At 37.4% G+C, this 15,439-nt stretch carries 13 protein-coding genes, 1 tRNA gene, 1 other RNA gene and 1 pseudogene; 8 read left to right on the top strand and 8 right to left on the bottom strand.

All coding sequences use genetic code 11. From position 1 onward, the window contains the following. A pseudogene (locus MT390_RS17880) lies at window positions 1-186 on the bottom strand (signal recognition particle-docking protein FtsY); the annotation flags it as partial. Window positions 187-282: 96 nt separating this feature from the next. On the opposite strand from MT390_RS17880, the gene rsmD reads away from it, so the two are divergent. Together rsmD and MT390_RS17890 are read left to right on the top strand one after the other, a co-directional pair. Further along, window positions 283-888 carry a 16S rRNA (guanine(966)-N(2))-methyltransferase RsmD gene (rsmD, locus tag MT390_RS17885; protein ID WP_499442503.1) on the top strand — a complete coding sequence of 202 codons (606 nt, stop codon included), beginning with the start codon at window positions 283-285 and terminating at the stop codon, window positions 886-888. A 3-nt stretch (window positions 889-891) separates the two neighbouring features. After that, window positions 892-1,155 carry a DUF1145 domain-containing protein gene (locus MT390_RS17890; RefSeq protein ID WP_299668196.1) on the top strand — a complete coding sequence of 88 codons (264 nt, stop codon included), beginning with the start codon at window positions 892-894 and terminating at the stop codon, window positions 1,153-1,155. A 536-nt stretch (window positions 1,156-1,691) separates the two neighbouring features. On the opposite strand, the gene MT390_RS17895 is transcribed toward MT390_RS17890, so the two are convergent. The 7 genes from MT390_RS17895 to MT390_RS17925 form a co-directional block, all read right to left on the bottom strand. After that, the gene (locus MT390_RS17895) at window positions 1,692-2,651 is read right to left on the bottom strand and encodes a KpsF/GutQ family sugar-phosphate isomerase (RefSeq protein WP_166370694.1); all 960 of its coding nucleotides are present in this window, start codon (window positions 2,649-2,651) and stop codon (window positions 1,692-1,694) included. Window positions 2,652-2,693: 42 nt separating this feature from the next. Further along, window positions 2,694-2,770 (bottom strand) — tRNA-Pro (locus MT390_RS17900). A 188-nt stretch (window positions 2,771-2,958) separates the two neighbouring features. Then, window positions 2,959-4,155, bottom strand: coding sequence for an enoyl-ACP reductase FabV (gene fabV / locus MT390_RS17905; RefSeq protein WP_499442506.1), 1,197 nt, complete (start codon window positions 4,153-4,155; stop codon window positions 2,959-2,961). A gap of 164 nt (window positions 4,156-4,319) precedes the next feature. Then, entirely contained in the window at window positions 4,320-5,540 is a 1,221-nt protein-coding gene (locus MT390_RS17910) for an FAD-dependent monooxygenase (protein WP_499442508.1), read from the bottom strand. Beyond that, window positions 5,537-6,829 carry a 2-octaprenyl-6-methoxyphenyl hydroxylase gene (gene ubiH, locus MT390_RS17915; protein ID WP_499442510.1) on the bottom strand — a complete coding sequence of 431 codons (1,293 nt, stop codon included), beginning with the start codon at window positions 6,827-6,829 and terminating at the stop codon, window positions 5,537-5,539. The genes MT390_RS17910 and ubiH overlap by 4 nt, the downstream gene beginning before the upstream one ends. Next, the gene (gene pepP / locus MT390_RS17920) at window positions 6,822-8,120 is read right to left on the bottom strand and encodes a Xaa-Pro aminopeptidase (RefSeq protein ID WP_499442512.1); all 1,299 of its coding nucleotides are present in this window, start codon (window positions 8,118-8,120) and stop codon (window positions 6,822-6,824) included. The genes ubiH and pepP overlap by 8 nt, the downstream gene beginning before the upstream one ends. A gap of 11 nt (window positions 8,121-8,131) precedes the next feature. Then, window positions 8,132-8,701, bottom strand: coding sequence for a UPF0149 family protein (locus MT390_RS17925; protein ID WP_299668178.1), 570 nt, complete (start codon window positions 8,699-8,701; stop codon window positions 8,132-8,134). Window positions 8,702-8,873: 172 nt separating this feature from the next. Here MT390_RS17925 and MT390_RS17930 point away from each other — a divergent pair, with 172 nt between their 5' ends. From MT390_RS17930 to MT390_RS17955, 6 genes are all read left to right on the top strand, one after another. Further along, a complete protein-coding gene (locus tag MT390_RS17930) occupies window positions 8,874-9,176 on the top strand; it encodes a cell division protein ZapA (protein ID WP_166370706.1) in 303 nt (100 codons plus the stop codon). Window positions 9,177-9,366: 190 nt separating this feature from the next. Further along, window positions 9,367-9,551: non-coding RNA, 6S RNA (gene ssrS, locus MT390_RS17935), on the top strand. A gap of 197 nt (window positions 9,552-9,748) precedes the next feature. Then, a complete protein-coding gene (locus MT390_RS17940) occupies window positions 9,749-10,363 on the top strand; it encodes a 5-formyltetrahydrofolate cyclo-ligase (protein ID WP_499442514.1) in 615 nt (204 codons plus the stop codon). A gap of 380 nt (window positions 10,364-10,743) precedes the next feature. Then, window positions 10,744-11,400 (top strand): ribose-5-phosphate isomerase RpiA, encoded by a 657-nt coding sequence (rpiA, locus tag MT390_RS17945; RefSeq protein ID WP_499442516.1) that lies wholly within the window; start codon window positions 10,744-10,746, stop codon window positions 11,398-11,400. Window positions 11,401-11,600: 200 nt separating this feature from the next. Next, window positions 11,601-12,830 (top strand): phosphoglycerate dehydrogenase, encoded by a 1,230-nt coding sequence (gene serA, locus MT390_RS17950; protein ID WP_499442518.1) that lies wholly within the window; start codon window positions 11,601-11,603, stop codon window positions 12,828-12,830. Between the two features lie 342 nt (window positions 12,831-13,172). After that, window positions 13,173-15,251, top strand: coding sequence for a methyl-accepting chemotaxis protein (locus MT390_RS17955; protein ID WP_499442520.1), 2,079 nt, complete (start codon window positions 13,173-13,175; stop codon window positions 15,249-15,251). Window positions 15,252-15,439 lie beyond the last annotated feature (188 nt).

Raw genomic sequence — 15,439 nt, forward strand, 5'->3', positions numbered from 1 at the left:
TTTTTCAGCTCGCTCTCTTTCTATTAGTTCGGCTTGACGTTTTGCTTCTTCAGCAGCGGCGATCTCTTGTGCTTCAAGTTCAGCTTGTTCACGTGCTAATAGCTCAGCTTGCTCTTTTTCTTCTTGCTCTGTTTTCTTAGCTGGTTTTTTTGAAAACCATGAAAACAATCCTTTCTTTATAGACATTGATTAAAAACCTTACTAACAACCTGTTTACCCTGCTAAAATAGCAATCGTATTGAAATGCTATATTAACACTATGCTTGCCGGACTAAAAATTATATGAGTAAAAATCATCGTACTTTAACCAAAGAAAACAATAGAAAATCAATGAGTGACGGATTTATCCGCTTAATCTCTGGTCAATGGCGAGGAAAAAAGCTTACCGTTAAAGATAAACAAGGATTACGACCAACAACGGATCGCACAAAAGAAACTCTTTTCAATTGGTTAATGCATGATATTCGAGATGCAAATTGTTTAGATTGTTTTAGTGGAAGTGGCAGTTTAGGTTTCGAAGCGTTGTCTCGTTATTGTCAATTCTGTACTTTCTTAGAGCTTGATAAACAAGTAGCTAAGCAGCTACAAATTAACTTGACTTCCTTAAACGTGGAAAATGCGCAAATTATTCAAGGTGATTCATTAAAATACCTGCACCAAACGGCGACTCAAAACTACGATGTGGTTTTTATCGATCCTCCATTTAATCTAGGCTTAACTCAACCTTGTATAGAACAATTAGAAGCAAATGGATATTTAGCCAATGGATGTCTTATTTATGTGGAAGTTGAAAGTAGCTTAAACACGTTACAAATTCCTGATAACTGGCAACTATTGAAAGAAAAAACATCGGGCCAAGTTCGTTATCAATTATTTTCAAGAGGTTAAAAAATGGCTTACTTTATTCCCTTTGCAAAGTTTTTAATGATCATTATTTGGACCTTGTTGATTGCTAATTTATTTTTTCCATTCCCCGGAAAAGCTGCAATGGCCTTTTACTTTTTATTAGCCTTTGTGATTGTAATGCATGCGATCCAATTGTTAGTTATTTATGGAGCATTTGCTGAAAAGCTAAAGTTAACCAAAAAAGAAGCTTTTGAAATTTTCTTTTTTGGTGTATTTAAAATGTGGCAATTAAAAGCACGCCTTTTATAAACACGCTTTCTATCACTGCACATTTTTAAAAAATGGCGAATAAAAAAGGGTGAGCATTATAAATGCTCACCCTTTTTTGTCGTCTTCACTTCATTCCGTTGAGATTGACCGCATCCTTGTGGCTCCATGACAATGCTTTCCTAAGCAACTCCCCTTGCCAATCCTTTGGCGGTTCCTTATCCCTGTAAACAGTTCCACTGCAACGATGCTACTTCCTTTACTTGCTGCTAAGTATAAGAAATTATTCGCAATTAGTTATTACATGAAATAGAAAATAGTTTCTAAACAGCCCAAACAACATAGATAAAAGTTTAAAAAGAGTTTATTTTTCAGCATGTTAAATAAAATTAATAAGATAGGGAGAGAGATTACTTTCTTAAATAAGGCAAATAACAGTATCTAGGATGGTTGATCTCTTAGGGTAAGTTTATCTCTGTGCAGAATAAGCCGCAGCCAATAATAAAAAAGTCACCGTAGTGACTTTTAATGGAGCATATTTTAATAAGTTAAGCTTTTTGCTTAGGCAATATCTTTGGTTATTGTCCCCACTCGATAATGCCATCTACTTTTTTACCATCTTCACTTACCACTAACCATTTTATATGTTTTTCGCGCATTAATTCTTCAGCTTCAGTTAGACGCGCTGAAGCAGAAATTAAACGTGGTGTAGGATTCATTAAATGTTCAGCTTGGCTATCAACAATACTTTCACCTGCAATTAAGAAACGACGAACATCACCATCAGTGATCACACCCTGTAAATTGCCATCTTCTAACACCAAAGCTAAACCGGTACGAGTTTCAGTCATCACCATTAACACATCAGTCACTGACGTATCAGCACTTACAACCGGTAAGTTATCACTGCGCATTTCATCGCGAACAAAAGTTAATAAACGCTTACCTAAGCTACCGCCAGGATGAAAGCGAGCAAAATCCATTGGACTAAAGTCTTTTTCTAACGTGAGCGTATTCGCAAGTGCGTCACCGATCACTAAGGTCAAGGTAGTAGAAGTGCTTGGTGCTAGGTTATTAGGGCAGGTTTCTTTTTCTACGCTTGCATCGAGTACAACATGAGAGTTTTTAGCAAGTGTCGATGTTGTGCCACCGGTAATTGAGATGATTTTATTACCAAAGTGTTGCAGCGATGGAATTATTTTTAGTATCTCATCTGTTTCGCCACTATATGAAATTAATAGTAATACATCTTCTTTTGTTACCATGCCTAAATCACCGTGAAAAGCTTCACCGGGATGCATAAAAAAAGAAGGCGTTCCAACAGAGGCAAGTGTAGCTGCTATTTTAGTACCGATATGGCCTGATTTTCCCATTCCAGAAACAATCACACGTCCAGTACAGTTTTTCATTAAAGCCAACGCTTGAAGATACGCTTCGCCGACCTGTTTACTATGTGTAGTAATTGCCGCACTTTGTACTTCAAATACGTTTTTGAGTTCTTTTAACAATTGAGACTCTGGCAATGCAAAACGGGACATGAAAATTCCTTAGTGTAGGAGGAGAAATAATAAATGAAGAAATGGTCGGTATGGGAGGATTCGAACCTCCGACCCCTGACACCCCATGCCAGTGCGCTACCAAACTGCGCTACATACCGATTTATGTAAGTCTAATTATTTATCATGAAGTTGCAACAAAAAAAGTAAGCCCAAGCGTAAACAATAAGGAAAAAGTAACGTAATTGAAACGGATTGACATATTGTGGCAAAAGTTGAGGCAAAAAAATACCCGCTCTCGGCGGGTATAGTAGACTACTTAAATACACTCATTCAAATGAATAAGAAATTATAAACAATCAAACTCAACTAAAGGTTCAACTTCAGCATCATAATCAACACCGTCGATACCAAAACCAAATAATTGTAAAAATTCATCTTTATAATCTTGGTAGTCTGTTAGTTCAAACAGATTTTCAGTGGTAATTTGAGGCCATAGTTCTGTACAGGCTTGTTGAACATCATCACGTAACTCCCAATCATCAAGACGTAAACGACGTGCTTCATCTGTTGTAGGAGCTGAGCCATCAGCTTTAAATAACTGTGTAGTAAACAGACGGTGAATTTGTTCCATACAACCTTCGTGTAAACCTTTTTCTTTCATGATTCTAAAGACCATTGAAAGGTATAAAGGCATAACAGGGATAGCTGAGCTTGCTTGTGTCACAACACTTTTTTGTACTGAAACATAAGCTTCACCATTTAAAGCAGCTAATTGAGATTGAATAGCGGTAGATGCACGATCTAAATCTAATTTCGCTTTACCTAATGCGCCATTCCAGTAGATAGGCCATGTTAATTCAGTGCCGATGTAAGAGTAAGCAACGGTTTTAACACCTTCAGCTAACACACCCGCATCTGCTAGTGCATTGATCCAAAGCTCCCAATCTTGTCCACCCATAACGGTAACAGTATTAGCAACTTCTTCTTCAGTTGCAGGCTCTACTGATGCTTCAATGATCACGTCTTTGTTAGTATCAATAGCAGTTGAAGTGTAAGTTTCACCAATTGGTTTTAGGCTTGAACGAATAACTTCGCCCGTATCAGGTAATTTACGCACAGGCGCAGCAACAGAATAGATGATTGCATCAATTTGACCTAAGTCAGTTTTGATTGTATCGATAACAAGTTGCTTTGTTTCGTTAGAGAATGCATCGCCATTAACGCTTTTAGCGTATAGACCATCTTCTTTAGCTTGTTTTTCAAATGCAGCACTGTTGTACCAACCTGCAGAACCCGTTTTACGATCTGTTGCAGGTTTTTCAAAAAACACACCAATTGTTGAAGCATCACTTCCATATGCAGCTGCAATACGAGAAGACATGCCGTAACCAGCAGAAGAACCAATCACTAATACACGTTTAGGACCTTTTTCAATTTTGCCTTGTGCTTTTGTGTATTCAATTTGTGCTTGGATGTTTTTTTCACAACCGGTTGGGTGTGTAGTAGTACAAATAAAGCCACGAATCTTAGGTTTAATGATCATATTTTTTCGCTCTTATGGTATTTGAAACCTTTAATGAGGGTAGTAATGATAGAAAATCACCGCACTCGCATTAAAGGCGTAAGTAAAATTATCGCTAATATACCTGTTCTCTGGGAAAATGCCAAAAAACAGCTAAGGCTAATTAAAACCTCTATCGGGTTAACTTATTCGACACCTGTTTTTATTAAACACAAATCAGGTCTATCGCCATTTAATCCCATCGCTTGTTTTATAAATTGTTTTTTCAATGGTGCTATATTACTGGCCATTAATAATGCGACGTCCCTCACCAATTTTTGCACAGGATTTGCACCATTAAATAATTGTTTCAAACCTTCCATGGAAGCAATCATTTGGATCGCTTCGGCTTTACGCCAACGTTCAAAATGACGCAAGTGAGGGTATAAACCAATATCATTACCTAATGCCGTATGTTTGATTAATTCTTGCCCTAAACACGCGGCATCAAGTAAACCTAGGTTCACTCCCTGACCAGCTAAAGGATGAATAGTATGCGCAGCATCGCCAATTAAAGCGACACGATGTTTTGCAAAATCTCGAGCATAACGCATGCTTAAAGCAATGCTTTGACGTTGGCCTTGTACTTCGCAGGGGCCTAGACAATTGTCAAAGGTACGAGTTAGATGCTGATTGAAGGTTTGATCATCTAAAGCCAGTAAAGCTTTTGCTTTTTCAGGCGGCAAAGACCATACGATAGAACTAAGATGTTGCTGGTATAAAGGCAAAAAGGCGAGTGGTCCTTGCGGGGTAAATATTTGACGAGCACAAGCTTGGTGATTTTCAACGGTTTTTATCGTAGCAACAATAGCATGATGCTCATAATCCCATTGTGTTAAAGGAATATTAAGCTGCGTTCTTACCCATGAATTAGCACCATCGGCAGCTACCACTAACTTTGATGTCAGTTGTTTGCCACTGTTTAATGTTAACCAAGCTTCCCCCTCTCCGATAGCCATACTTTGTAGTGAATCGGGACAGAAAAAAGTGACATTTTGCTGTTGTTGTACACTCTGTTGTAAAGCTTGCTGTAAATTTTTATTCTCTACAATGTACCCTAAGTCTTTTTGGTCAACTTGTTTGGCATCAAAGTCAATTTTACCAAAGCTATCTTTTTCCCATACTTGCATCGTATGGTACGGCGTAATACGTTGTGCTTTTAGTAATGGCCAAATACCTAAATTATCAAACAGGGTTTTGCTAGCAAAGCTAATCGCACTGACCCTACTTTCAGGGGTATCACTTAACGCCACTGTTTCATTAGCTTCAATGATAGCAATAGATAAATGACTTTTAGCTAAACATTTGGCTAATGTTAATCCAACCATTCCGCCACCGACAATGGTGACATCGTAAGACTGCATCATGATAAATTCTCACTGTTGAACAAATCAAACTGGCCTTTGGCTTGTTCGATAATGGGTTCTGATAAAAAAGGGAAACAGCTCATTGCTTGCAAACCAATATTACGAGGAATGCTCAATAATGGATATTGATTACTGAATATTCTCACTAAACTATCTGTCATCAAAATTGTGCGATGATGATCTTTAGCGCGACATTGCCAATAAGTATTTAACATTGAAAATGAGCCAATATGTTGTACTTCAGATTGAGTGATCACCTTCGCTAAAACAAATAAATCACGTAACCCCAAATTGAAGCCTTGCCCTGCAACAGGGTGTAGACTATGCGCCGCATTACCAATACATAAAACGCGATGAGCAACCGGCTTAGTTGTTTTTACTAAGCTTAACGGATAAATATCTCGCTTTCCTGTTTCTTCAAATATACCTGCACGAAAACCGAAATGTTGCTGTAATTGAGCAAGAAACAAGCGATCCGGTAATTCTGCAATTTGCGCGGCTTGCTGATGCTCAACGCAATACACTAATGAATAGCGGCCTGCAGTTAACGGTAATAAAGCAATAGGACCGCTTTTACAAAATCGCTCATAGGCAATATTTTGATGTGGTTTAGAACAACGAACATTACAGATAATGGCACTACGGTCATAGCTATAGCGCTGTGTGTCTATTTTAGCTAGTTCCCTGACTTGGCTTTCACTGCCATCGGCGCCCACACATAATCTTGCATCAATATGCTGACCATCACTGAGTTCACAACTAATTGCATCAATACCTTGTTGAAAATGTTTGAGCTTTACATTATATCGTGTCGTTAGCGATGGAAAAGCGCCTAATGCTCTTGCCAGAACTTTCCCAACATGTTGCAGCTCAACAACATAGCCAAAAGTTTCGCCTTTATTATTCGGCATTAAACCTAAGGCTCCAAAGTAGCCTTTATCTGATACTTGGATTTTGTCGATGGCTTGTGCATTAATTTTAATATCAGACCATAATGCTAGCGAGTCTAAAATATCAACCGACCCAGCGTTCAAAGCAATACAACGCGCATCGAAGCTAGGGTTACGTTGCTTGTCAGATAATGTTTTAGTCGCTAGAGACAGGTCCCTTTCAACACGCTGCTCGTTTTCATCTAACAATAACACCTTAAGTTGATCATTTTGCTTCAACAAAGATAACGCTAATAATGAGCCAGATAGACCAGCACCTACAATGACGATGTCATAACTAACGTTATCACATCGCTCATCTGAAACAGTGTCAACCGTAGTAATGTTGTTTTTAACCATGCATCAATGCTTCAATATCTTGAATGCTTTTTGGCACTGCCGAAGTCAAAATTTCGCATCCAGTGTCGGTAACAATGACATCATCTTCAATACGAACACCAATACCTTTCCAACGATCTTCAACATCTGCATCATTACTAATATAAAGCCCAGGTTCAATGGTGATCGCCATGCCTTTTTCTAAGAGGCGCGGTATTTCGATACTGCCAGAATTCCCGACATCGTGCACATCTAAACCAATAAAGTGGCCTAAACCATGCATATAAAAGTCTTTATATTTTTCTTCCTGGATCAGAGTTTCAAGGTCACCTTGCAAAATACCCAAAGCTAATAAACCTTCACACATTTTACGTACAACCAATTTATTGATCGCTAAAACACTGATATTCGGTTTCACTTGCTCAAGTGCAAATAACTGACAATCTAGGACTAATTGGTAAATAGTCGCTTGCTCTTCAGTAAAGCGACCATTAACAGGAAAAGTACGTGTAATATCGCCAGCATAACCTTGATATTCAGCACCCGCATCAATCAGCACTAAGTCACCATCCTTTAGTTGCTTATCATTTTCGGTGTAATGCAAAATACAGGCATTATTACCACCAGCAACAATACTGTTATAGGCAATATCACGCGTCCCCTGCCTTGCGAATTCATATTCAACTTCTAATTGCAATTGGAATTCCCACATACCCGGTTTACACTGTTGCATTGCTCGTACGTGGCCAAGTGCAGAGATCTCCCCTGCTTTACGCATTAACTCTTTTTCAGCATCACTTTTGAATAAGCGCATTTCATGTAACTGCGGTTGCCAATTTAAAAACTGATTGGTTGCAATTAAACCACTACGTGTTTTATTACGTAACTTATTGAGAATAGTTTGCAAGCGAGTATCTAAACTTAAACCACTTAATACCGGATAATATACTGTCTCGATGCCGGTTAATAAATCCGCTAGAATCACTTCTAACTCATCAATAGCAAAGGCTTGATCCATCGACAATTCAGTAACGGCAGCCGCTTGACCTAATCGATAACCATGCCAAATTTCTGCCGTTTTATCTTTTCTGCGGTTAAATAACACACTGCTAATTAACCCTTTTCTTTTGATCAATAACAAGCATGCTTCCGGCTCATTAAATCCAGTCAGGTAATAAAAATCACTATTTTGACGAAAACGAAATTCGGTATCGTTACTTCGGATCAATTCTTCATTAGCAGGGAAAATAGCCATACTGTTGTCCAGCATACTATTAGAGAATAAATGTCGGCGAGTATTAAATTCAGTCATGTGCTCTCAGTTTAGTGAAGGGTATTAGAAATAGGCGTTGCCATGTTACGGGAAAATGTATTAAAACATAACATAGCGCTAACGCGAAGGTACTCAACAATTTCAGCAAAAGCAATTTCAGACTCTTCATCTTCTTGTTCAAAATCTAAAGATAGTTGTGAGATATCACGAATATCTCGAATCACTTCTTGTACATCTTCCGATGCTTGATTTAGTGCCTGTTGCACCATACCAAAACCGACTAAAAAACCCTGTGCCCATTGCGCCATCGCTTCAGCTCTTTCATCTAAAGGTTTTTCATCATCAGGTAATAATAAGTTAAAGCCTAAACCATCGTCAGCACATTGCTTCACCACCTCTGCATAAATATCAGCAACAAGTTTTTTTATTGGTTGTGGCAACGCCATTCCCTCATTAACAACATCATTAAATAATGGTTGCCAACTTTTATCATCAAGGGCAATTCCACCGCAAACAAAGCCAGATAAGACTCCGTGAGTTTCGGCAGCATTGGTGAATAACTCAGCACCTTCAAGGGCTTGCGAAATTTTTTCAAAACTTGGTAGTACAGCTGAATTCATAAGGACACTCTTAATCAATAAAAGATAATTGCTATATTCTATCATCCACAGGATCTCGTCGCCACTAAGTACTTGAAACTTGATAGCTAGGTCGATATAGTTCGCCCATTATATGACATTTTTTTAGGGAGGTTCACTGTTCCCTTAATTTGCAACACTAACGGGGGCTTTTATGGCACATCTTGATATTACTATTTTAGGCCAACAATACAAAATCAGCTGCCCAGAAGGTGAGCAAGAAAGTTTATTAGGCTCTGTTGCACAAGTTAATGAACATTTAAAAGAAATGAGAACCTCGGCACGCACTTTAAGAAGCGATCAACTGGTTGTAATGGCAGCATTAAATTATCGCCATCAACTGAATACATTAAAAGAAGAAAATCAAGCGCAGACCGAGCAATTAAATAAACGTATTCAACAATTACAAGATGCCATTAACGGTGCATTAGATAACACTGCTTTATTAAAAGACTAACATTTTATTTTCTGCTTTATTTATTGAACAACCTTATATTTTTATATCCCTTTAATATTACTAATTACAATCACTCATACTGTCTTTGATTGACTTTGCAATTACGATTAAAAATTCATCATTCAATGCAAAAGTTCTTATTTTTTGCCAAAACCCCTTTTAAAAACGATTAAATGTATGTACAGTTTATTTAACCCTCGGGTACCCGTTAATCTTGACTAAGTCCCTGAGCCGATAAGCATTACCCTGGTGAATTTGTTTGGATACTATTGTGTAAGCTCGACTTGTATCGAGAAACCTGCGGTAGACACGAGTACACCAACCTTGACCTTCGGGTTCAAGGTCACAGTCAAAAGCGGTATCCTTGGGTTAACTTCAATTTCTTATTATCATTTATGTTACATCCCGTTATTTCTATCCCTTAAATCTATTCCTATTATCTATTTCTAGAGTTAACCAGTTTAGTTTCAACCACTCCTTTGACTTCTCTTATTTTGTTTAACCTGCTTATTTTAAGTTAATCTTAAGATATACTTTTAAAATCATCGTTATAACTAAGCAGAAATAAAATAATGGCTAATACTATTTCTACACAGCGCAATACCATTCGACAACAAGTACGAAGTGCACGTAAGGCTTTGTCCTGCAATGAACAACAACAAGCATCTTGTCAATTATTACAAACCTTAAAACAACACCCCAAAGTACAACAGGCACAACATGTATCAGTGACTTTAGCCTATGACGGTGAAATAGATCTCAATCCTTTTATTGATTGGTGTTGGCAGCAACAAAAACAAGTGTATTTACCTGTTGTGCATCCAACTAAAACGGGGCAGCTATTATTTCTCGCGTATCATAAAAATACTGAAATGATCATCAACCGCTATGGGATTGCCGAACCTAAATTCACGCATACAACAAAAAACATTGAACAGACATGCCCAGCACAATCCTTAGACTTGGTGCTAACCCCGTTAGTTGCGTTTGATCAACAAGGTAACAGAATAGGTATGGGAGGAGGTTATTACGACAGATTATTAGCGCCTTGGTTTACTCAAAAAACCGGCCCCTACCCCATTGGGTTGGCTCATGATTGCCAATATATAAATGCCCTACCAATTCAAGAATGGGATGTCCCTTTGCCCGAGGTGATCACACCGAGTCAACACTTCTATTTTGAATAACCCAAAGAATGGTTGATCTTTTAAATTTATTATCGCGATGATCTGCAGGTTTTAGCCAAAACAGACTCTATGTGATCTAAGCTTATGTACTGTGATTAGGGAATGTCATGTTCCCATAACTAAGCGAAAGCACAGTATTTACAGCGAGCTAAGGTGACCGTAAAACGCCATGTACTTTGTTGAAAAATACACTTATATCACTAGCGCTGATTATGCATATCTCCTTCAAAACGCCTTGCAATGAATAAAATTTCAACAATAAAGATCAACCCCCCTTAAGTATTTAACGATTTTTCATAAATTTAGCTTAAATTAAAAGCACGGTTAAGGGTATAATCGCGCCACTTTAACGACATTGCTCACTCAATAGGATACAAGTCATGACTCAAGACGAGAAGAAAAAAGCTGCCGCTTATGCTGCCTTAGAATACGTAGAAAAAGATACCATTATTGGTGTTGGTACAGGTTCAACGGTTAATCATTTTATCGATGCATTAGCAACCATAAAAAATGACATCATAGGTGCAGTCTCTAGCTCAGATGCATCAACAGCTAAGTTAAAAGGTTACGGCATTGAAGTTTTTGATTTGAATGAAGTCTCTGAGTTAAGTGTCTATGTTGACGGCGCCGATGAAATTAATGCCTACAATCACATGATCAAAGGTGGCGGTGCTGCACTAACTCGTGAAAAGATTGTATCAGCTGTTGCTAAAAAGTTTATTTGTATTGTTGATGATACTAAAAATGTTGATATTTTAGGTGCTTTCCCGCTACCCGTTGAAGTGATTCCGATGGCTCGTAGCTATGTAGCCCGTGAGTTAGTTAAATTAGGCGGAGATCCTGTATACCGTGAAGGCGTGGTAACTGATAACGGTAACGTTATTCTAGATGTACATAATCTTAAAATTGCTGAACCATTGAAATTAGAAAACCAAATTAACGCAATCGTTGGTGTAGTGACAAATGGTCTATTTGCAAACCGCGCAGCTAATGTTGTTTTAGTGGGCGCAGAAGGTGGCGTTAAAACGATAAAATAGTTAAATATATTGATCTCTTTGACTGATAAATAAACACAGAGAGCAGTAATGACCTAAATAGTAATAAGTTGTTTCAATTTTTCATATACGAAATAACAGTCTCAGATTCACAATTACAACTATTTTTGCTATTTTATGAGCACTAAAATTATTCTTTAAATTGCTGTTCCACATACCTCCATAAGGCCCAAGGAAATACAATGACCAAGTTTTCACTCAACAAAGATAAAATTAAAATTCTTCTTCTAGAAGGTTTACACCAAAGTTCAGTTGATACTTTTACTCAAGCTGGTTACAACAACATCGAAAGTATTAAAACGTCATTAAGTGAAGAAGACTTAATCGAGAAAATAAAAGATGCACATTTTATCGGTATTCGTTCTCGCTCTAACCTATCTGCAAAAGTATTAGACGCAGCAGAAAAATTAGTAGCTATTGGTTGTTTTTGTATTGGTACAAACCAAGTTGATTTAAACGCAGCACAAGCAAAAGGGATCGCTGTTTTTAATGCTCCTTTCTCAAACACTCGCAGTGTAGCTGAGTTAGTACTTGGACAAGCTTTATTATTATTACGCGGCGTACCTGAGCGTAATGCTAAAGCGCACCGCGGTGAATGGGATAAATCAGCAACGGCTTCATACGAAGCACGTGGCAAAAACTTAGGTATTATTGGTTACGGCCATATCGGTACACAGTTTGGTATTCTTGCTGAAGGCCTAGGCTTTAACGTTTCTTTCTATGATATTGAAAGCAAACTGACATTAGGTAATGCAACTCAAGTTGCTACTTTAAAAGAGCTATTAGAAAAATCTGATGTAATTAGCTTGCACGTACCAGAAGTTGATTCAACTAAAAACATGATGGGAGCAGATGAATTTGCTCAAATGAAAGATGGTGCCATCTTTATGAATGCAGCACGAGGTACGGTGGTTGATATCCCTGCTTTATGTGATGCATTACGTAGCAAAAAATTATCGGGTGCAGCAGTGGATGTATTCCCTACTGAGCCAAAATCAAACAATGAAGAATTTGAATCTCCATTACGTGAATTTGACAATGTTATTTTGACTCCACATGTTGGTGGCAGCACACAAGAAGCACAGGAAAACATTGGCTACGAAGTAGCAGGTAAATTAGTGAAGTACTCTGATAACGGTTCTACACTGTCATCTAAAAACTTCCCTGAAGTATCTTTACCGCTTCATAAAGATGCAAGTCGTCTGTTACACATTCACCGTAACCAACCAGGTATTCTAACTAAGATCAACTTGGCATTTGCTGATAACAATATCAACATTGCGGCACAATACTTACAAACAAATGAAAACATTGGTTATGTAGTTATTGATGTAAACAGTGAAGATGCAGATACAGCCTTAGACAAGTTAAAAGAGATTGAAGGTACTATTCGAGCACGCTTATTAAAGTAATAACACGATAAAAAACTAAAATAGGACTCATTGAGTCCTATTTTTTTAAGCTAATTTTATACAAGTCCCACTTACAAATCCCCTACTTCTAAAGCGAAGCTTATTACATTTTTATTAGTTAAAACTAATTAGCCTTTCATTTACAAAAGCCCTTAAATTTTTAATCAACTTTTCACTGCATTTATGATCTGAATCCAAGGATTTTAAAAGTCACACATTTTTAAAATACTCACTGTTTTATTGATATATAACAATAAAGAGGTAGTCAGGCAAAGCACAGGTTAATTTCCTATCTATAATTAATTAACTTTTACTTCAACCAACAGATCCTAGGAAGTGCCAATGGCAATTAAATTTACTATCAAAGCAAAACTGGTCACCACTTTATGCGTACCTCTGCTCATCATGGCTTCCTTTTTTATCTATTCACTAATAGAAACTGAAAATATTGTCCTTGAAAAAGAAAAAGAAAATGTTCAAGTACAACTAGATGAAATACTTGATCAAAACCTCAGAGGTCAAGTTGATACCATCGCGTTCGCCATTTCTGATTATTATGAATCTTCTAAAATTGAAAATATAAAGAAAAACTTGGCCACTGAAATGTCTGAGTTTAGAAGTACTATCACAAATATTTATGAAAAGAGTGGTTCATATTGGGAAGCTGAAATGAGTATTTATGCTTTTCTACAACAGCATCGCTGGAATAATGGACGCTATTTATTTGCCTATGATGCGACCACTGTGATCAGCAAAGCTTATGGTAGCGATATTAGTGAAGTCGGAAAAAGTGGTTACGAAAAAGTCGATGCTAAAGGTAAATTTTTTGTAAGAGATGTTATTGCTGCAGCGCAAAAAGAAGATATAGGGTTTAGTGAGTACTCTTTTTTAAATCCAACCACACAAACCATCGAAGAGAAAATGACCGCTTCATTTTATTTCAAACCATTAAATTTAGTGATAGCCAGTGGAGAATACGTTAGCACACTGAGAAAAGAAAATATTGAAGCCGCTATAAATGCAGTTAATGTCGCTAAATATGGGCTTAATGGCTATTTTTGGATTCAAGATGAAGATGGAACCATTATTGCTCATCCTAAAACGGATATTATTGGCACTAAAACCGACAGTACTCAATTGATAGCCAAACACATTCAAGGAAAACAAGAGTCAACGGTTGACATCGTTTATGAAAACCCGGTCACCAAAAAAAGTGAAAATAAAATAGCTTATAGCCGAAAAATATTCCCAGAGTGGGGCTGGATACTTTCTACCGGAGCTTATGAGAACGATATTATTGCAGTTCAAGACAATTTAACAGACGCCACTCGGCATATTTTTGATGACCAAGTAGCCTCAATGATCACTTCTTCTGCAGTATTAATCATAGTATCGCTCATACTCATTATTTGGATCATTACAGCGATTGTTAAAAACCTATACTCTTTAAAAGAACGTATTGATACTTTATCAACTGGTGAAGCAGATTTAACATCACGCCTTACTATTACTAACGATGATGAGTTAGGTGATATTAGTCATTCGGTAAACAACTTTATTATATACTTACAATCTATGATGCTTGATATTTCACAGGCATCAGTACATATAACGACCAGCACTGAACAACTTAATCAACAATCGATGCAGGCAAATAGCGCTTTAATTGCACATGCGAGCGAAACAGAACAAGTTGTTAGCGCAATAACAGAAATGAGTAGCACATCCGAAACTGTTGCTCAAAATGCAGCAGATACTGCGTTTAATACTCAACAAGCAAATGATGAAGCCATTTTATCAAAAACGATTGTGAGCGAAGCATCGAACAGTGTTTTAGCGTTAGTAGATGAAGTTGACTCGGCATCCGCAAGCATTAATACCATGAGTAATAATACGCAAGAAATTATTAAAGCATTGAGTGTTATTGGTGATATAGCAGACCAAACTAATTTATTAGCTCTAAATGCGGCAATAGAAGCGGCTCGAGCAGGTGAGCAAGGTAGAGGCTTTTCTGTAGTAGCGGATGAAGTTCGTTCACTTGCTGCGCGTACCCAAACCAGCACCGCGGAAATTAATCAAATATTGAATACATTAAGTAGTGATGCAAGCAATGCAGTGTCTACAATGGATGCCACAAGATCAAGTTGTCAACGTGCAGCAGAAAACACAGCTCGAGTTACCGATAGCTTGGATAATATGACTAATTTTATTATTCAAATTAACGATTTAAGTACGCAGATTGCAACGGCTTCTGAAGAACAAAGTAGTGTCACTGAAGAAGTGAGTCGAAATATGACCAACATAAATGAAATGGTACAAGAACTAACTAAAAATGGCCAAGCAACAGTGGATAGTACACAAACGTTGGCATCTGCTAATACACAATTAGATGCATTGGTGAAAAAGTTTAAATTGCAATAACGGTAATGATCATCTTAATCCAATAAGATGAAGGTAATTTAAATTTAACGGTTGCCAAGTAAAAGCTAAAAAAGTATAAAAAACATTTTGATTGTTAAGGCCCTTTCCCTTGGACTCGGCCCTAAAGTTTGTGTAATAGCATAACTTATTACTGAGTTTTAGCTTTTAAAATAAAAGAGCTGTAATGT

Origin of the sequence: Vibrio sp. 2-Bac 85, assembly GCF_037546705.1 — a bacterium.
GTDB lineage: Bacteria > Pseudomonadota > Gammaproteobacteria > Enterobacterales > Psychromonadaceae > Psychromonas.

Excerpts from the sequence above, each read along its gene's own strand:
- rsmD (WP_499442503.1), top strand. The coding sequence starts at position 283 with ATGAGTAAAAATCATCGTACTTTAACCAAAGAAAACAATAGAAAATCA.
- MT390_RS17895 (WP_166370694.1), bottom strand. The coding sequence starts at position 2,651 with ATGTCCCGTTTTGCATTGCCAGAGTCTCAATTGTTAAAAGAACTCAAA.
- MT390_RS17910 (WP_499442508.1), bottom strand. The coding sequence starts at position 5,540 with ATGATGCAGTCTTACGATGTCACCATTGTCGGTGGCGGAATGGTTGGA.
- rpiA (WP_499442516.1), top strand. The coding sequence starts at position 10,744 with ATGACTCAAGACGAGAAGAAAAAAGCTGCCGCTTATGCTGCCTTAGAA.
- ubiH (WP_499442510.1), bottom strand. The coding sequence starts at position 6,829 with ATGGTTAAAAACAACATTACTACGGTTGACACTGTTTCAGATGAGCGA.
- MT390_RS17930 (WP_166370706.1), top strand. The coding sequence starts at position 8,874 with ATGGCACATCTTGATATTACTATTTTAGGCCAACAATACAAAATCAGC.
- pepP (WP_499442512.1), bottom strand. The coding sequence starts at position 8,120 with ATGACTGAATTTAATACTCGCCGACATTTATTCTCTAATAGTATGCTG.
- fabV (WP_499442506.1), bottom strand. The coding sequence starts at position 4,155 with ATGATCATTAAACCTAAGATTCGTGGCTTTATTTGTACTACTACACAC.
- MT390_RS17890 (WP_299668196.1), top strand. The coding sequence starts at position 892 with ATGGCTTACTTTATTCCCTTTGCAAAGTTTTTAATGATCATTATTTGG.
- MT390_RS17925 (WP_299668178.1), bottom strand. The coding sequence starts at position 8,701 with ATGAATTCAGCTGTACTACCAAGTTTTGAAAAAATTTCGCAAGCCCTT.
- MT390_RS17940 (WP_499442514.1), top strand. The coding sequence starts at position 9,749 with ATGGCTAATACTATTTCTACACAGCGCAATACCATTCGACAACAAGTA.
- MT390_RS17955 (WP_499442520.1), top strand. The coding sequence starts at position 13,173 with ATGGCAATTAAATTTACTATCAAAGCAAAACTGGTCACCACTTTATGC.
- serA (WP_499442518.1), top strand. The coding sequence starts at position 11,601 with ATGACCAAGTTTTCACTCAACAAAGATAAAATTAAAATTCTTCTTCTA.